The organism is Caballeronia zhejiangensis (assembly GCF_022879815.1).
GTDB lineage: Bacteria > Pseudomonadota > Gammaproteobacteria > Burkholderiales > Burkholderiaceae > Caballeronia > Caballeronia zhejiangensis.
In genome coordinates, this window is record NZ_CP084288.1 from 264,127 (window position 1) to 281,432 (window position 17,306).

At 64.8% G+C, this 17,306-nt stretch carries 18 protein-coding genes; 11 read left to right on the top strand and 7 right to left on the bottom strand.

Annotated features, from left to right (window positions below; genetic code table 11):
* The first annotated feature begins 5 nt into the window (after positions 1 to 5).
* Positions 6 to 782, top strand: coding sequence for a molybdopterin-dependent oxidoreductase (locus tag LDZ23_RS34065; RefSeq protein WP_008345666.1), 777 nt, complete (start codon positions 6 to 8; stop codon positions 780 to 782).
* Between the two features lie 47 nt (positions 783 to 829).
* Positions 830 to 1,078 (top strand): pentapeptide MXKDX repeat protein, encoded by a 249-nt coding sequence (locus LDZ23_RS34070; RefSeq protein WP_244808881.1) that lies wholly within the window; start codon positions 830 to 832, stop codon positions 1,076 to 1,078.
* A 41-nt stretch (positions 1,079 to 1,119) separates the two neighbouring features.
* On the opposite strand, the gene LDZ23_RS34075 is transcribed toward LDZ23_RS34070, so the two are convergent.
* Positions 1,120 to 1,974 carry an alpha/beta fold hydrolase gene (locus tag LDZ23_RS34075; protein ID WP_244808882.1) on the bottom strand — a complete coding sequence of 285 codons (855 nt, stop codon included), beginning with the start codon at positions 1,972 to 1,974 and terminating at the stop codon, positions 1,120 to 1,122.
* Positions 1,975 to 2,118: 144 nt separating this feature from the next.
* Between LDZ23_RS34075 and LDZ23_RS34080 the strand changes: the two genes are divergently transcribed.
* Complete coding sequence (locus tag LDZ23_RS34080) at positions 2,119 to 2,748, top strand: CGNR zinc finger domain-containing protein (RefSeq protein WP_008345661.1); 630 nt, start codon at positions 2,119 to 2,121, stop codon at positions 2,746 to 2,748.
* A 122-nt stretch (positions 2,749 to 2,870) separates the two neighbouring features.
* On the opposite strand, the gene LDZ23_RS34085 is transcribed toward LDZ23_RS34080, so the two are convergent.
* Positions 2,871 to 3,254 carry a hypothetical protein gene (locus LDZ23_RS34085; protein WP_033535688.1) on the bottom strand — a complete coding sequence of 128 codons (384 nt, stop codon included), beginning with the start codon at positions 3,252 to 3,254 and terminating at the stop codon, positions 2,871 to 2,873.
* 245 nt (positions 3,255 to 3,499) lie between these two features.
* Between LDZ23_RS34085 and LDZ23_RS34090 the strand changes: the two genes are divergently transcribed.
* From LDZ23_RS34090 to LDZ23_RS34105, 4 genes are all read left to right on the top strand, one after another.
* The gene (locus tag LDZ23_RS34090; RefSeq protein WP_008345658.1) at positions 3,500 to 3,940 is read left to right on the top strand and encodes an Hsp20/alpha crystallin family protein; all 441 of its coding nucleotides are present in this window, start codon (positions 3,500 to 3,502) and stop codon (positions 3,938 to 3,940) included.
* A gap of 28 nt (positions 3,941 to 3,968) precedes the next feature.
* Positions 3,969 to 4,376 (top strand): Hsp20/alpha crystallin family protein, encoded by a 408-nt coding sequence (locus tag LDZ23_RS34095; RefSeq protein WP_008345656.1) that lies wholly within the window; start codon positions 3,969 to 3,971, stop codon positions 4,374 to 4,376.
* Between the two features lie 230 nt (positions 4,377 to 4,606).
* Positions 4,607 to 4,846 (top strand): DUF3072 domain-containing protein, encoded by a 240-nt coding sequence (locus LDZ23_RS34100; protein WP_008345654.1) that lies wholly within the window; start codon positions 4,607 to 4,609, stop codon positions 4,844 to 4,846.
* 104 nt (positions 4,847 to 4,950) lie between these two features.
* A complete protein-coding gene (locus tag LDZ23_RS34105) occupies positions 4,951 to 6,168 on the top strand; it encodes a GGDEF domain-containing protein (RefSeq protein WP_008345652.1) in 1,218 nt (405 codons plus the stop codon).
* Positions 6,169 to 6,214: 46 nt separating this feature from the next.
* On the opposite strand, the gene LDZ23_RS34110 is transcribed toward LDZ23_RS34105, so the two are convergent.
* Positions 6,215 to 7,714, bottom strand: a complete 1,500-nt coding sequence (locus LDZ23_RS34110) for an argininosuccinate lyase (RefSeq protein WP_008345650.1) — start codon at positions 7,712 to 7,714, stop codon at positions 6,215 to 6,217.
* 267 nt (positions 7,715 to 7,981) lie between these two features.
* Between LDZ23_RS34110 and LDZ23_RS34115 the strand changes: the two genes are divergently transcribed.
* Together LDZ23_RS34115 and LDZ23_RS34120 are read left to right on the top strand one after the other, a co-directional pair.
* Complete coding sequence (locus LDZ23_RS34115; protein ID WP_008345649.1) at positions 7,982 to 9,358, top strand: DEAD/DEAH box helicase; 1,377 nt, start codon at positions 7,982 to 7,984, stop codon at positions 9,356 to 9,358.
* Positions 9,359 to 9,636: 278 nt separating this feature from the next.
* Positions 9,637 to 11,733, top strand: coding sequence for a hypothetical protein (locus tag LDZ23_RS34120; RefSeq protein ID WP_033535689.1), 2,097 nt, complete (start codon positions 9,637 to 9,639; stop codon positions 11,731 to 11,733).
* Positions 11,734 to 11,913: 180 nt separating this feature from the next.
* Here the strand turns inward: LDZ23_RS34120 and LDZ23_RS34125 are convergent, their stop codons facing one another.
* From LDZ23_RS34125 to LDZ23_RS34140, 4 genes are read right to left on the bottom strand one after another with little or no spacing between them, the layout of a single operon-like run.
* Positions 11,914 to 12,708 (bottom strand): ABC transporter substrate-binding protein, encoded by a 795-nt coding sequence (locus LDZ23_RS34125; RefSeq protein ID WP_244808883.1) that lies wholly within the window; start codon positions 12,706 to 12,708, stop codon positions 11,914 to 11,916.
* Positions 12,709 to 12,754: 46 nt separating this feature from the next.
* Entirely contained in the window at positions 12,755 to 14,215 is a 1,461-nt protein-coding gene (locus LDZ23_RS34130; RefSeq protein WP_034471093.1) for an NAD(P)/FAD-dependent oxidoreductase, read from the bottom strand.
* A complete protein-coding gene (locus tag LDZ23_RS34135; RefSeq protein WP_008345641.1) occupies positions 14,212 to 14,514 on the bottom strand; it encodes a (2Fe-2S)-binding protein in 303 nt (100 codons plus the stop codon). The genes LDZ23_RS34130 and LDZ23_RS34135 overlap by 4 nt, the downstream gene beginning before the upstream one ends.
* Positions 14,515 to 14,516: 2 nt before the next feature.
* Entirely contained in the window at positions 14,517 to 15,641 is a 1,125-nt protein-coding gene (locus tag LDZ23_RS34140) for an NAD(P)/FAD-dependent oxidoreductase (RefSeq protein WP_051078950.1), read from the bottom strand.
* Positions 15,642 to 15,743: 102 nt separating this feature from the next.
* On the opposite strand from LDZ23_RS34140, the gene LDZ23_RS34145 reads away from it, so the two are divergent.
* Both LDZ23_RS34145 and LDZ23_RS34150 read left to right on the top strand, forming a co-directional pair.
* Complete coding sequence (locus LDZ23_RS34145; protein ID WP_008345638.1) at positions 15,744 to 16,652, top strand: LysR substrate-binding domain-containing protein; 909 nt, start codon at positions 15,744 to 15,746, stop codon at positions 16,650 to 16,652.
* A gap of 241 nt (positions 16,653 to 16,893) precedes the next feature.
* Complete coding sequence (locus tag LDZ23_RS34150; RefSeq protein ID WP_008345636.1) at positions 16,894 to 17,298, top strand: thioesterase family protein; 405 nt, start codon at positions 16,894 to 16,896, stop codon at positions 17,296 to 17,298.
* Positions 17,299 to 17,306 lie beyond the last annotated feature (8 nt).

A 17,306-nucleotide genomic window follows, 5' to 3' on the forward strand; every position in this document is an offset into this window, starting at 1 on the left:
TCGCGATGAACACGAACGACAGAAAGATCATGAAGCTCGACCGCGCCTCGATACTCGCGGACGCGCGCCGCGAACTCGACATGCCTTCGCGGCGTCTCTTCGGCAAGCGCATGCTGACGCTCGGCGGCCTGTCGCTGTTGACCGGCTGCTCCATCACCGATGAAGACTCGGTCAACACGTTCCTGACCGCCGTCTCGCGCCTGAACGATCGCGCGCAGGCGCTGCTCTTCGACCCGAAGCGTTTCGCGCCCACTTATACCGAAGCGCAGCTCACGCGACCGTTTCCGTTCAACGCGTATTACGGCATCGACGACGTGCCGCATGTCGATGGCGGCGACTATCGGCTGAAGGTGAGCGGCCTCGTCACGGGCAAGCGTGTGTGGACCTTGCCCGAGCTGTATGCGCTGCCCCACGCGGAGCAGATCACGCGGCACATCTGCGTCGAAGGCTGGAGCGCGATAGGGCGATGGGGCGGCACGCCGTTCTCCGAGTTTCTGCGTCGCGTGGGCGCGGACACGACCGCGAAATACGTCGGCTTTCGCTGCGCGGACGACTACTACGAAAGCATCGACATGCCGACCGCGCTGCATCCGCAGACCTTGCTCACGTTCGAATACGACGGCGAGCGTCTGCCCGCGAAATACGGTTATCCGATGAAGCTGCGCATGCCGACCAAGCTCGGCTACAAGAACCCGAAGCACATCGTCGAGATGTTCGTCACCAATACGTATCCGGGCGGCTACTGGGTCGACCAGGGCTACAACTGGTTCGGCGGTTCCTGATCGCCGCACCGCATTTTTTGCTTTTCAACCCACGAAGGAGATGCACCATGAAGCGACTGATCACCGCAGTGTTTGCAACCATGATGGCGCTCGGCGCTTCGTCCGCGTTCGCGCAGGCGAGCGGCGCGATGTCCAACGACGCCATGTCTCACGATGCCATGAGCAAAAACAGCATGTCTCACGACTCGATGAGCAAGGACGCGATGTCGCACGACTCGATGAAGAAGAGCGACAAGATGAAGAAGAACAACGCGATGGGCATGGACCATCCGGCTTCGGGCGCGATGTCGCAGTAAAAGCGAAGGCCGGGTGCGCGCCCGGCCTTGCTTACCCGTGATTAGTCGGCGAGGAATTCCTTGATCGCCGCCGCGATCTGCGCCGCGTGCGTTTCGAGCGCGAAGTGGCCCGTATCGAAGAAGCGCACGTCCGCGTTCGGGATGTCGCGCTTGAACGCTTCCGCGCCCGGCGGCAGGAAGAACGGATCGTTCTTGCCCCACACGGCGAGAAACTTCGGCCGATGCTCGCGGAAATACGCCTGAAACGCCGGATAAAGCGCGACGTTGTTGCGATAGTCGGCGAACAGATCGAGCTGCACCTCGTGCGCGCCGGGACGGTTCAGATAGTAGTCGTCGAGCGAGTAACCATCGGGCGAAACCGCCGACGCATCGGGCACGCCGTGCGTGTATTGCCACTTCGTCGTGTCCTTCGTGAGCATCGCGCGCAACGCATCGCGATTCGTCTGCGTCGGCGTCTGCCAATACGCGCGGATCGGACTCCAGCCGTCGCTCAGTCCTTCCTCATAGGCATTGCCGTTCTGCGAAACGATCGCCGCGATGCGTTCCGGATGCTTCAGCGCGAGGCGGAAACCGGTCGGCGCACCGTAATCGAAGACGTAGACCGCATAGCGATCGAAGCCGACCCGTTCCGTGAAGCGGTCGATCACGCCGGCGATGTTATCGAACGTGTATGCGAAGCTGTCGCGGCTCGGCATGTCGGAGAGGCCGAAACCGGGAAGATCGGGCGCGACGATATGAAAGCGGTCGGCCAGGAGCGGAATCAGGCCGCGAAACATGTGGCTGGAACTGGGAAAGCCATGCAGCAAGAGCAGCTTCGGCGCGTCTGCCGGACCGGCTTCGCGATAGAACACGTTGAAACCGTCGACGTCGATATGGCGATGAGCAATGGTGGACATGGTTGTTTCTCCGCGAGTGAGGGCGTTCGTTCGTGTAACCGTTAAACGTCTGCGATGAAGGTTACTTATCGACTGGGTAACTTGTCAAGTGCGTTTTTAGCGGTTACGATGAAGTCATCGTAGAAACACCGCTGGACCGAAGAAATGGAATACCGCTCACTTCCCGCATTCTTCGTGGCTGACGCGCCCGGCCTCGACTTTCTCAACTCGGTTGCCACGCCGGTCGATGAACCCGTCGACTGGCTCGCCGACGGCGAGGGCTTTTTGTCTTGGCTCGAACAGGCGAGCCTCGTGCCCGCCGACGTGCTTGCGCACATGCGTTCGCAAATCGCACCCGCCGAACTGGACGAGGTCGCGGCGAAGGCGCGCGGCTTGCGCGAATGGTTCAGATCGTTCGTGCAGAAGAACAAGGGGCGGCCGCTCGCGGCTAAAGACCTGCGCGAACTGGAAGCGCTGAACACCGTGCTGAAGCGCGATGAACAACACGGCGCGATCGTCGCGGATGCGAGCGCTTCGAGCGGGCTTGCATTCGCGATGCAGCGCCGCTATCCGACGGCCGAGTCGCTGCTGATGCCGATTGTCGAGGCGCTCGCGAAACTCGTCTGCGAAGAGGATTTCACCTACGTCAAAGCGTGCGAAGGTCCGACATGCACGCTGCTATTCGCCGATCACACGCGCGGTCACGCTCGCCGCTGGTGCAGCATGGCCAGTTGCGGGAACCGCGCGAAAGTCGCCGCGCATCGCGCGCGGCTCAGGGAAGGAAAGGGCGGTTGAGTTCTAATGGCGTGACGCGAGATCGAAGGTCCGGCCCCTGCTCGAGGTTACCGGACGCCGGGACAAGGTCGCGCACTCATTGTTCGCCGCAGGTCTGGAGCTCTGGTGTCGCGTGCGACGGTTCACTGGATCGGCGGCACCACGCCGAGCTTTTCGGCCAGCATTCTCTCGTAGACTCCGAAGTGCAGATCGACCTCTTCCTGCGTGACCACCGTCACGGAAATATTGATCTTCGTGGGCTGCAGGCCGAGGACCGTCGCGATCGCCACCTCCAGTTGCGGCGCACATAACCGGTCGTCGGCGAACGTGGTGCCGACGGCAATCTCGTAAGCAGATTCCTGCTGGAAGACGACTTCAACGAGCCGCGCACGCGCGCTCATGTTGCTGTCGATCGCCAGCCGGATGACCTCGACCGCCGTACGCATCGTCTCGGTCGGAAAACCCCTTGTCGAGCGCAGCCGGATTCGGTGCCGGCCCAGGGTCAGCCAATCGTATTCGAATTCCATGATGTCCTCGCATGGTCCGTCGGAAGCGTCGTGAAGATAGGGTGCGAGCATTCCAATTCAAGAGCGGAAAGTCGCAAAAATCCCCTTGAAATTTCCGCTCGGGATCCTATCTTGAATTCCGCTCAGGCAGTCGCGCCAGCAGTCCGGCGCGCTGCGTGTTTCGATTTGTTTGCCCGCAGCATGGCAGACGAACTGGAGCGCGTAGGCCGGTTCGTCTTCCTGCTGGTTTCAAGGAGGAAATGACCATGAGCGATCTCTACTTCGGGACCGACCTTTTCAGCGAGTTCGACCGTCTGCAACAGCAGATGGCGAGCCTCTTCGGCGGTTTCCCCTCCAGCATCCGTTCCGGGCGCTCGGGCGCCTTCCCGCAGGTCAACATCGGTTCGACCGACGACTCGATCGAGATCGTCGCGTTCGCGCCGGGTGTCGATCCGGCCAGCCTCGATGTATCGATCGACAAGGGGCTGCTGACCATCAGCGGCGAGCGCGGGAGCGCACAGCCGGAAGCCGGCGACGACACGCGTACCTATGCGCAGGAGCGGTTCGTCGGCGCTTTCCGGCGCGTCATCGAGCTGCCGCAGCACGCGGACCCCGACAAGGTCACGGCGCAGTACACCAATGGCTGCCTGACCGTGAGCATCGGCAAGCGGGAGACGTCGAAGCCGCGCGCCATCACGGTTCAATGAAACGCGTCGCAGAACGTAGGAGGACATCATGAACGACACGACCAAACTTGCCAGGAAAGACGACACGACGGTGGCTCGGCGCGACGACGAGCAGTCGCCACGCCGGATCACGCTGGCGCCGCCCGTCGACGTCTTCGAGGATAGCCAGGGCGTCACTCTGTGGGCGGATCTGCCCGGCGTGACGAAGGACCGGCTCGATGTGAAGGTCCACGACGGCAACCTGTACATCGAGGCCGAGGCGGTGGTGCCCACGCCGGCAGGACTGCGCCTGCAGCATGCGGAGATCCGCCAGCCTCATTTCGCGCGGGCGTTCTCGCTGGGGGCTGACTTCGACGCATCGAAAATCGATGCGAACCTGAAGAACGGCGTGCTGAAGCTGACGATACCGCGCCGCGACGAAGCCCGGCCGCGCCGAATCGAAGTGCGTACGAACTGAGGCCGGCGGGCGGGCAGCAACGACAGGAGAACGTGGGTGGCGGCCGTCTGCCGCCACCCTCCGACTGCGCAGACCCGGATGCGCACCGTCATCAAGGAGCGCTCGCGCGGACATACACGCGATTGCCGGCCATCGGCCAGGGCAGGCACCCAAGAAGCGCCTCGTCGGGGCTTTCGCCCAGGCAGGGCACATTCTTTGCGCAGCAAGGGGCATTGCAAGGAGATCCCAGCATGACCCAGAAATCCGCCGATCCGCAAGACAACCCCAAATCGCACCCGACGTCGAACGCGGAAAAAGACCCCGCCGACTGGACCACAGGCGATGAGCCGATGACCGGCGCGCAGGCGTCTTACCTCAAAACGCTCTGCGAAGAAGCCAAGGAGCCTTTCGACGAAACCCTGACGAAAGCCGACGCGTCCCGCCGCATCGACGAACTTCAGCAAAAGACGGGGCGCGGTAAATCAGGCTGACGGCACGCGTCCGAATCCGGCACGCGTGCCTAAATTTTCCGATTCTGCAGCCGTAAACGAGTCATGTCAGATCGTCTTCGGCCGGAAGAAGGCTTAACGAGCGCATGCGTGTCGACCTCATCACCCTTTACCTGTTAGCGATAGGAACGCTCCTCGCCAGCAGCGCGCTGACGCTCTGGGAGCGCCGGTCGTATCCGCGGCGCAGGCGCGAACTCGGCGTGCTCGCGGCCGGTTATGCGACGCTCGCGCTCGGCTGCGCCGCCGCGTCGATGCGGCACGGCGTGCCCGGCCTCCCCGGCGTCGTGGGGGCCGCGGTGTCGAATCTCATCATCGTCGGCGGGTATCTGCTCAATCTGCAAGGCGTCGCGCTCCTGAACGGACGCCGCTACGGCCGGTTCGCCGTCGGCATCCTGTCGATGCTCGCGCTCGCCTGGGCCATCGCGGGCAAGCGCGGCGAAGCGGTCATGTGGGCGTACATCAGCGCCATTCCCATTGCCGTGGTGTGCGGTCTGACTGCGCGCGAACTCCTCGGCACGCGGGATTCGAAATGGAAGCAGTCGCGCAACATCGCCGTGGCCGTCACGGGCGGCCACGCGCTCTTCTACGCATTCAGGGCCGCGATTCTGCCGTGGCTGGCGGCGTCGTTCGGACCGCAGTTGCTGGCGATCGCCGGTCAGGCGACGATGTATGAAGGCGTGCTCTATTCCGTCGTTCTGCCGATGACGCTCCTGCGCCTCGCGCGCGACGAAGCCCACGCCGATCTGCGACGCGAATCGCAGACCGATTACCTCACGGGTCTCGGCAACCGCCGATGGTTCTTCGAAGAAGGCGCACGCGTCATCCGCGAAAGCGACGCCTTTCCGCCGGCGTCGTGTCTCGCGCTCGACCTCGACCGCTTCAAGGCGATCAATGACCGCTTCGGCCACGAAGCCGGCGATGACGTACTGAAGTCGTTCGCGAAGATTCTGCGCAGCGTGCTCGGACGCGATGTGATCCTGGCGCGCATCGGCGGCGAAGAGTTTGCCGCGCTGTTGCCGGGGCACGAAAGCGCCCGCGCGAAAGACCTGGCCGAAGCCGTCGTTCGCCGCTTCGCGCAGACCGTCACGCGCACGGCGGGCGGCGTGGAGATCGAGGCGACGGTGAGTATCGGCATGGCACGCATCGGCACCGATGAAGACACGCTGGAAAAAGTGCTCGCTGCCGCGGATCGCGCGCTCTACAGCGCAAAATCGCGCGGCGGCAACCGGCTTGAAATCGCGCGAGCCGCGACGGCCCGCGCGAATCTCGACGATGCGCCGGACCGCCGTCTGACGGCACTCTGAGCGTTCATTCGCCTGGGTCGAGCAGCCCGTTGCAACACCCGGACGATCACCGGCTGCTCAAGAGCTTGTCGAAGTCACGATCGAGTCCGGCCAACGATGAATCGATCGTCTTGCGCTTCTCGGCCACCCATGCGTCCTGCTGCGCGATCTTCGCTCTTGCCGCAGTCAGCATGCGTTCCATCTCGGCCGGTTGAGGCCCGCCGACGGTACGCCGGTTATCGACGATAGCCGCCGGATTCAGCGTCGAACGAAATTCCTCTTCGCTCATCGGCAGCACGCCGTTGCCGTAGCCTTTGGTCGTTTCGGCGTAGATGCGCTGCGCCTGATCGTAGGGGAAATCGCTGGGCTTGATATCGTTCGCTCGCGCGTATTCCACGACCTCCGACGCGAAGTGGTGGCCCAATCGGAAAGGCAGCTTGTATTTGCGCATCAGCACGTCGGCGACTTCCTGCGATGCGGTCCAGTCGCTGTTCAGTTCCTCCAGCGCCCGGCCCTGATCGATCACCAAAGCCTTGAGAATGTCGTCCCATTTGCGCAGGACGGTGATAGCGCTGTTCACCATTTCCTTGTTGTCCCTGACTTCCTTCGCGTCCGGCATGCCGGGCGGCAGATTGTGTGCGCGAATGACCGGTCCCATCGCGAGCGTGATGGCAGTCGATGCATCCGCGCGTGTCGAATTCAGCAGGCCCGGATTGCGCTTCTGAGGCATCGCGCTGGAAACGTAGGTGTTGTTGCCGCCTTCCTGAAGCAGAATCCACGGACGCGGCTGCGCATATTGCGTCATGACGTCCTCGATGAAACTGCCCGCATGAAGCGCGATGCTCGTCACGATCGAGCCGACTTCTACCGGATGATCGACCGCGGCGATCTGATGCGCGTCGTAGGCGTTGTCGACGATGTCGGCGAAGCCCAGATATTGCGCCATGCGAACGCGGTCCAGCGGCCAGCTCGTGCCGTTCAGCACCGTGGTTCCCATCGGGCACAGATCGATGCGTGCGTACGCTTCGCGGATGCGCTGCGCGTCGCGATCGAGGGCGGCAGCGTAACCGAGCAGATAATGCCCGTAGCTGTTCGGCTGGGCGGCGACGCCATTGGTGTAATTCGGCACGATGGTGCGCTCGTGCTTTTGCGCCAGCGTCACGAGCGTCGCGGATGTCTTGTTCAACTGTTCGGCGAGGCGCAGCATATCGTCGCGCAAGATGGCGGCGCGATACGTGGCATGCATGTCCTGGCTGGAGCGCCCGGCGTGCAGCAGCGTCACATCCATTCCTGCGGCTTGAATCAGCAGCGGCTCGAATGTGATGACGGTGGAAGGGCGCTTGCCGCCGGGTTGATTGCCGTCGTGAATCACTTTGGCGAGGCCTGCCGCGATGCCGGGCACCAACGCCTTGTCCAGCAACCCTTCCTGACTATTGATGACCGCGGTAGCCTTGTTGATTTCGCCGAGCCAGTAAAACTCGTCGCGGTTCGTCGTCTGCTGGGCGCTCGCGGGCAACGCATGGAGAAGAATCGCGAAAGCGAGCGGAATTACCTTCTTTCTGAGCATGGTCTCGATTGTCCTTGTCGCTGCAGTGACAGCGTTTGTTCGAATAGCCGTTGCGCCGATAGCGAAGAGCGCATTCTAAACGCGGGCCTTTTCATCCATCATCGCAATCGATGAAGCGGGTCATCGCGGTGTCTCCTCGATCTCGCAAGCGCGGCGGGTTCATCGATGCGAATCTGGAACCCGAGCTTTCGCGCCGCTTTCGATGGCGCGCGCCGCCGATGCGCGCTTCGTAAAGCTAAAATTGCGGTTTTAGCCCGGAATACGTGCATGTCCTTCGCCTCGCTTGGCCTGATCGGTCCGTTATTACGTAATCTGCAGGACCTCGAATATCGGACACCTACGCCGGTGCAGGCGAAGGCGATTCCTGCCGTGCTCGGCGGCAAGGACGTCATGGCTGCGGCGCAGACCGGCACTGGCAAGACGGCGGGTTTTGCGCTGCCGCTGTTGCAACGGCTGGTGCAGCACGGTCCGCCGGTGTCCAGCAACCGGGCGCGCGTTCTGGTGCTGGTGCCTACGCGTGAGCTGGCAGAACAGGTGCTGCAGAGTTTCATCGAATACGGCAAAGGCCTCGACTTGCGATATCTGGCCGCCTACGGCGGTGTGAGCATCAATCCGCAGATGATGAAGTTGCGCAAGGGCGTCGATGTGCTCGTCGCCACGCCGGGCCGTTTGCTGGATCTCAATCGGCAGAACGCGGTGCAGTTCGATCAAGTGCAGACGCTCGTGCTGGACGAAGCCGACCGCATGCTCGATCTCGGCTTTGCGCGCGAACTCAACGCTGTCTTTGCGGCGTTGCCGACCGAGCGCCAGACGCTGCTGTTCTCCGCCACCTTCACCGACGATATCCGCGCGATGGCGGCGGGCATTCTGCGCGGGCCGGTCAATATCAGCGTCAGTCCGCCCAATGCGACGGCCAGCAAGATCAGGCAGTGGGTCGTGCCGGTGGACAAGAGAAACAAGCCTGATCTCTTCATGCATCTCGTGGCCGAGAACAACTGGGAACACGCGCTGGTGTTCGTCAAAACCCGCAATGGCGTGGATTATCTGGCGGCGATGCTGGATGAAGCGGGATACGCCGTCGACACCATTCACGGCGACAAGCCGCAGCCCGCGCGCTTGCGTGCGCTCGAGCGCTTCAAGACGGGCGAAGTGAGCATGCTGGTCGCCACCGACGTAGCCGCGCGCGGGCTGGATATCGATGACTTGCCGCTGGTGATCAACGTCGATCTGCCGATCGTCGCGCAGGACTATGTGCACCGTATTGGCCGTACCGGACGCGCGGGCGCCAGCGGTGTGGCGGTGTCCTTGGTGTGTGCCGATGAAGCGCCGCAACTGGCCGCGATCGAAGCGCTGATCCGGCAAACGCTGCCGCGTGAAGAAGAGCCGGGTTTCGAGGCCGAACACCGCGTGCCGCAAACCAGCGCGACGGGCCAGATCATCAAGAAACCCAAAAAGCCGAAGAAGCCCAAAGTCGCGCCGGCCTCGACGTCCCGCGTTGCGGACGCGGACAAAGGCATGATCTCGCCTGGCAGCAATCCTTTCGGCGTGCAGAAGCCACGCGGCAAATCCGCCGGCAAGCCAGCGGCGGGGTCGCGCAAGCCCGCTGGTAAATCCGCTGATGGGCGAAGCAAACGGCGACCCTGATCCGGTCTGAACCTCAGCGTGGCGATAAACAACCGCTAGTGGCCGAGAGCAATCAGCGAGACCCTGTCATGGCACGGCGGTCGAGCGTGACGTCACGGATGCGCCGCGCGGCCACGATCCGCTCTTCTTTAGCCTTTCGAATCCGCTGAACAACCGGCCGTTTTCGAGTCTGATCGCCGGATCGCGGTGCTGACGCTTGCCTTACGCTGATGACGTCGATGGTCGGCTTTCCGAAAGCCGCATCGGACACATCAAGCGCGGTTCATCGCCGCGCCCGCATCCTTATCGGTAAGGTCATCGTGAAGCCCATTCTTTTCACCGCCGCGGCGAGCGCGGCGTTTTCCCTGTGTCTGTCCGCGTGCGGCGGATCGACTCCGTCGACGTCGGGCGGCGTATACATGGGCCCGGTCGCGAACGCATCGGTGACCGTGCATGAGATCGCGGCCGACGGCACCGTCGCCGACAAGGCTTCCGCCATCGCCACGACCGGCAGCGACGGCACGTTCAAGCTGACGGGCACGCTGCGCTATCCGCTGCTCGTGCGCGTGACGGGCGGCAGCTTCGAGGAAGAAGCGAACGGCACGGCGACGACGCTCACCGGCGAACTCGACGCGGTCTATCTGAGCGCGCCTTCGCAGATGGTCGTCTCCGCGTATTCGAATGCGATCGTCGCCGATGCGCGCGCCGCGGGCGGTCTTATCGCGGGCAATATCGCGGCGGCTATGGCGCGCGTGAACGCGTTCGCCGGCGATATCGACGTGCAGCAAACCATGCCGGCACTCGTCGCGGCCGGCACGGCGTCGACGGTCACGGACGGCGCGAAGATGGCGCTCGCCCTCGGCGCGGAGTCCGAAAGCCGCACGGCCGACGGCAGCAGCATCGAGGCGAGCACGCAGGACATCGTCGCGCAGGCGGCCAACGGCGACACGCTGACGTCGTGTCACGCGGGCGCGGGCAACATCGCGGAAGACGGCACGGTGAGCGCGCCGGGCGGCGGCAACTGCTCGATCACGACGGGCGCGGCGACGTACATGTCGAATCCGCGCAACCGCTCGGGCATCAGGTCGGTCGCACAGATCGAGCCGGTGATGCCAGGCGCGGTGCAGACCGCGAAGGGCAGCGCGAGCACGTGCGGCGACCGCGTCGCGCTTCTGACCGATAACCTCGCGCTCTTCGATGGCCGCCGAAACGACGTGCAGGCGAAGCTCACCGGCAAGCTGACGAAGACCAACTGGTCGACGCTCAAGACGCCGAGCAGCTGGGGGCCGCTCGCCGGCCAGTACGGCGCGATCCAGGCGCCCGCCGGGTGCGCGGATATCGGCACGTTCCAGCGTGAACTGGTGATCGCGGTCGAGAATTACTGGGTCGATCAGAACATCAACTATTGCCACCACCATATTCCGGGCTGGCTGCCGTTCGACGATTCGTCGGATGCCGATCCGAAATATCGCAACTCGTCCAAGGGCAGCACGTCGGGCGGAAAGACCGATCCGGCGCAGAAGTACGGCATGACGTGCACGGCGCAGCGCAGCGGCGTCGACGGCTCCCAGGTCGTGCAGCGCAAGGGCGAAACGAACGCGGCCGCGCTCGAGCCGGCGCAGATTCAGTGGCACGGCGTCGACTGCTCCGACTTCACCGCGTGGGTCTACAACTTCGCGGGCTTGACCACGGACAATCGCGAAGTCGAAACCGGCATCACGACGCAGGCGTGCATGACGCCCGCGGGCGCCACGACGACGCCGAAATGGGCGGGCGTCAAGCAAATGGGCGTGTTGCTCGACATCAACCACGGCAATTTCGATGCGACGTCGAAGCTGCTGTTGCCGGGCGATCTGCTCTATATCACGCAGGCGCCGAAGAAGGTCAACGGCGTGACGGCGCCCGAAACGGCGACGTCGACGATCGCGTTGTCGCACGTCGTCACGTGGACGGGCAAGACGTGGTCGCAGTTGCGCAACGGGCCGGACGGCTGGCGCTACGATCCGGCGCACATCGGCGAGCCGGGTTCGCGTCTGGGCGGCGATCTCGCGTACATCCTCAACGACGACGACGTCGAGGCCGCGCTGAAGCGTCTCGATCCGTACATGATCATCGACAGCCATTACGCGGGTCCGGCGTATCGCCCGTTCTACGGCTGGTATCGCGGCAGCGTGTCGAACGCGCGACGCATCATCGATGCGGACGCGGCGCGCGCGAACCCCGAACTCGCCGATCTGATCATCGAGCAACGTTCGACGCGCGCGGCCACGACGACCACGCTCGGCCAGATCGTGCTGGCGTCCAATCGCGGTCTCAAGAACGGCTACACGCTGCAGTACACGCAAGGCAGCAACGGCGCGATCGCGGACTGCGAACGCGTGGGCATCGCTAAATAGAGCGGCGTAAAAGCCGTCAAGCAACGGCGCGGCAAGACCACGGACAGTCGCCTCTTCGGCGCACTGCTGGACGTTTTTGGCCGCGCCGCTTCGACTAGGCGAGGACGCCGCCGCGGCCGGGTAGCGTGTGTTCGAGGCCGCCCTCACGAGCGACCCTGTGTACGCGCCAAGCTACGGACATTACTTCCCGTACATGTCGAAATCGAAATACCGTGCTTCGATCTTGCGATAGGTTCCGTCGCGCAGCATTTCGGCGAGGGCGCCATTCAACGCCTCACGCAGTTCCGGATCCGATTTGCGCACGCCGGCGGCGTCGCCGTCGCCCATGATCTTCGCGTCATAGACCACATCGCCCGCGAATGCGAAACCCTTGCCCGCGGGCGTCGCCAGAAAACCCAGCTTGCCCTGCACGGCATCCATCAGCACCGCATCGACGCGGCCCGCCGTCGGATCGGCATACGCCTGGTCGTAGCTCGGATACGCGACCACTTCGACGCCGGACGATGCCCACTTTTCCCGCGCATAGGTTTCCTGCACCGTGCCTTGTTCGACGGCCACCCGCTTGCCCGCGAGCTTCGACGCGTCGGGCAGCAGATGCGCGCTCTCCTTGGCGATGAGGCGCGTCTGGTTGCGGTACAGCCGGTCCGTGAAATCGATCTGCTCGCGGCGCTTCGCGTTCGCTGCCATCGATGACAGGATCACGTCGAACTTGCGCGCCTGCAGGCCGGGGATCAGGCCGTCGAAGCTGCTTTGCACCCAGACGCACTTCGCCTTGAGTTTCGCGCACAGTGCATTGCCGAGGTCGACGTCGAAGCCCACGACCTGACCGTCCTTCGCGACCGATTCGAACGGCGGATAGGTCGGGTCGACGCCGACGCGGATCGTGCTCCATTCCTTGGCCGATGCCATCGTGCTGACGGCCATCAGGGCGAGCGCGGCGGCGGTCGACATCGTCTTTGCGCGGGTGGTCTTCATTGGGGGCTCCGTGTGTGGGGTGTCGTTTCGTCTGTCGTGGATGGATTCAACTGGGAAATTCGCCGCGTGCGAAGTCGTCGTCGAGCGCGATGGACTCGGCGATTTCATCGACCGTGACCGGCTTGATCGGCGCGCGGATGCGGTAGTAACCGACATCGCCGACCGCGCGCTCCTGCACCTGCGCGATCAGTTCGCCGACCGTCGTGCCGCACCATCGGCCCTGACACGGGCCCATGCCGCAGCGTGAGAATGCCTTCATCTGATTGGGTCCCTGGCAGCCCAACGCCGCGATCGCGCGAATCTCGCCCGCGGTGACTTCCTCGCACCGGCACACGATTACGTCGTCGGCGGGACGGCGCAGCGCGGCGGGCGGCGCGTAGAGCGCATCGAGCAGCGGACGCACGGCGAGATGGCGTTTCATCGCAAGCCGCGCAGGACGGCTGCGTGCATCGCGGGCTGGCGCATCGAGCGCGCCGAGTTCGCGCGCGATATCGAGCGCCGCAAGCGTGCCCGCGTGCGCGGCGGCCTTCGCCCCGCCGATGCCCGCGCCATCGCCCGCGATCCACACGTTCTTCACGCTGCTGCGCCCGCGCGCATCGGTGCGAGGCCGCCAGCAGGCCGACGACGCATCCCATTCGTGCTCGCAAGCGAGCGCGCGCGACAGTTGCGTCGACGGAATCACGCCCTGATGCAGCAGCACGAGCGACGTGCCGATCGATCGGGACGCGCCTTGTTCATCGACGAAACGCACGCGTTCGACCCGTCCTTCGCCTTCGATCGAAAAAGCGCCAGCACGGCGATGCACCGGGATGCCCGCGCGCTTGACCGCGCGCATCATGCGCAGACCCTTGAGCAGATAGTCGGCGCCGGCGAGTGCGGGGAGCGCATGAGGCAGCGCGGCGCGCCAGGCATCGCGCGGTGTCGTGTCGATGATGGCCCGCACACGGCGTCCCGCATTCAGCAATTGCGATGCGAACAGCCACAAGAGCGGTCCGCAGCCGGCGAGCACGGCGTCTTGCGAGGGCGCCAATCCGGACGACTTCAGCAGCGTCTGCGCCGCGCCGACGCCCATCACGCCCGGCAAGGTCCAGCCGCGCACGGGCCACGGACGCTCCTGCGCGCCGGTCGCGACGAGCACCGCGCGCGCCGAAACGTCGAGCGTGCCGCCGGGCTCGCCGTCGTGCGCGCGGCGCGTGAGCATGGCGACGGCGCGGCCGTTTCCGGACTCGATCTGCCATACGACGCAGCGCGCGAGATGGGTCGCGCCGCTGGCCTCGAAAGCGTCGATCAGCGCGCGTCCCGCGAGATAGTCGTCGCCGAGCACGGATGCATCCGCGAGCGGAGACCGCGACGCGTTGCGATAGATCTGTCCGCCGGGCGCTTCGCCTTCGTCCGCGACTAACACCTCGAGGCCCGCGCGGCGCGCGACGATCGCCGCCGACATGCCCGCAGGCCCGGCGCCGATGATCAGCAGATCGCACTTCGACTGTGCCGGATGCCGTGTCATGCGAGTCTCGCCTTGCCGGACATCGGACGCACACGCATGCCTTCGCGCACGCGCGTCATGCACGCCTGCACGTTCGGCACGCCGTCGATTTCGACCAGACAGTCGAAGCACACGCCCATCATGCAGAACGGTCCGCGCGGTGCGCCGCTGACCGGCGTGTTCCGGCACGCCAGCGTGCCGCTTTCCAGCAGCGCCGCCGCGACCGTGTAATGCGTCGGCACCTGCCGATGCGCGCCGTCGATGTCGATGCACACCAGCGGCGTCGACAGCGTGGCGAGGGATTCGAAGTGCGTGGGCATGTCTAATTCGAAAAGCGCGTGGCGACGAAAGGATGAAGAATCGCGGGACGTGCGCCGCCCGCGATCCACGGTGCGATGACGTCCGCGTGCGCGGCGGCGAGCGTCACGCCGCTATGACAAATGGCGAGGAACGCGCCGGGATGCGCCGCCGATTCCTCGTAGACCGGCAGTCCGTCCGGCGTCATGATGCGCAACGCGCCCCATGCCCGCACGATGCGCGCATGCGCGAGTGCCGGAAACGCGGTGCGTGCGCGCCGGGCAATATCGGCCATGACGGCGCGTGTCTGGCCGTCGTCGAAGCCGACCTGCTCGGCGGAGTCGCCGAGGAGCACGGAGCCTTCGCGCGTCTGCCGCACGACCAGCGTCGGATAGTCGAGAAACGGCGCGAGCCGCTCGGTCACCATGATCTGACCGCGCAGAGGCGTGATCGGCGCGTTCATGCCGACCATCGGCGCGAGGCGCTTGTTGTCGAGACCCGCGGCGAGCACGACGCGTCCGGCTTGCAGCATGCCGTGCGTCGTGTCGATCTCGAAGCGGCCCGCGCGAGGGCGAATCTCGCGCACCTCGCTATGCGGAAGATACGTGCCGCCGTGCGACGCAAAGGCCTGCTGCATGGCGCGCAGCGTGTAGAGCGGGCTCGCGTGGCCATCGTGCGGCGAATAGAGCGCGCCCGCAAGTTCGTCCGATGCCGAAGGCACACGCGCCTTGAGCGCGTCGATGTCGAGCACTTCGTAGTCGAGCGATGCGTCCTGCGCATGAATCGATTGGAGCAGCTGCCGGCCGGCTTCGAGCTGCTCGGCCGTCTCGCACAACTCGATGCCGCCGGGCCGTTCGAATCCGGCGTCGATGCCCGTTTCGCGCTTCAATTGCGCGGCGAAAGCGCTCCAGCGCTCCGACGACTCGCGCGACCATTGCGCATACGGCAGGCATCGTCCGCCTTTGCCCTGCACCCAGACAAGGCCGAAATTGCCGCGCGCCGCGCGATGCGCGGAGTCGGCTCCGTCGCACACGGCAACGCGCTGGCCCGCACGCGCGAGCCCGTAGGCGATGGCCATGCCGACGAGTCCGCCGCCCGCGACCACGATATCGAACCGGCAGCATGTGTTATGGGCGAGATCAACGTGCATGAATTGCGCTTTGTGCCTGCATTGATGTATCGAGACGCAACTTTCGGCGGATAAAAAACGCCCGTCAAATGCCGAATGATCGGTCATCTATAATTCAATGTTATGGAAATGTCCGAGCTCAAAATCCGGCAGATCGAAGCGTTTCGCGCGGTCATGCTTCGACACACCGTCACGCGCGCCGCCGAGTCGCTGCATATCTCGCAGCCCGCGGTGAGCCGTCTTATCGCCGATCTCGAAAGCCGCGTCGGCTTCGTGCTGTTCGAACGGCAGCAGGGGAGGCTTGCGCCCACGGCCGAAGCGCGCGTGCTGTTCGAGGAAGTGGAGCGCGCGTTCGTCGGACTGGACCGGATCACGCAGGCGGCCCACCAGATTCGCGCGATGCGACGCGGTTCGCTGCGCGTGGCAGGGTCGCCCGCCGTCGCGCTCGATCTGCTGCCGGCGGTGATCGCGCGTTTCGTCGAGCAGCATCCGGGCATCGACGTGAGTCTGCTCGCGCACAGTGCGACGACGGTGGTCGACAAGGTTGCGTCCGGCCAGTGCGACGTGGGCCTGACCGCCGAGGCTATCCCGCATCCGGCCGTGAAGAGCGAGCGGCTTCCGAACGCGGTGATGCGATGTATCGTGCCGCGCGGGCATCGCCTGGCGCGCCGTGCATCGTTGAGTCCCTACGACCTGCGCGGCGAGCCCTTCGTTTCGTTTCCGCACAGCTTCGACGCCCGCGCCGCGATCGACCGCGTCTTCGTGGAAGCGGGCGTGACCCGCAATCTCGTGATCGAGGCGCAGTTATCGCAAGCGATCGTGGCGCTGGTCGCCAATCGAGCGGGAGTCGCGCTCATCGACCCGGTGACGGCGGCCTACGCACGGCAACGTGTGGCGGTGAAGCGTTTCGCGCCTGCCGTGCACGATCATTTTTATATCGTGACGAATGCCTCCCGGCCCGTTCCCGTTGTGGCCGACGCGTTTTGCGACGCCGTGCGGGAGGCCTTCGGACGGGTTGTCGCTGAGGTCTGACTTCATGCGGAACTCGCCCCGGTTTCATCCGTGATGGATGTCGAGACCCGCGCACGCTCGTCACCGTGCAGCGACTGCCGCATCAGCCGCCAAGACGTCCGTAGCGAATCGAAACGTCAAGAATCTTAACGGTCCGCCGTTCCAACGTCTTGCAAAATCGCCCGAAGCCCCGCCCGACGGGGCTTCGGCCCATATGGCCCGGACCTTGCCTTATTGGCGGCTACACAACCCGGAGCCGCACATGATCGAACGAGGCCGAGCCGCCACGCTCACCCACACCGTCACATCCGCGGATCTCGCATCCGCCCACGCGCGCGACGCGGACGAGCGCTACCCCGACGTGCTGTCCACGCCCGCGCTCCTGTCGCTGATCGAGCGCGCTTCTGCCGATGTGCTGCGCGACGCCATCGGTGACGGGCAACTGTCCGTCGGCGTGACGACGCATCTCAACCATCTCGCGCCGACGCCGCTCGGCGCCGAAGTATCCGCGACCGCGACCTTCCGCGACATCGACGGCGCGCTGTACTGGTTCGACATCGTCGCCACCGATGCGGGCGGGCCGATCGGCACCGCGAGCCACGCGCGGGCGATCGTCGAGCGGTCCGCGATCGAAGCACGCGCCGCCAAACGCCGCCGCGCCGAATAACGCCAACA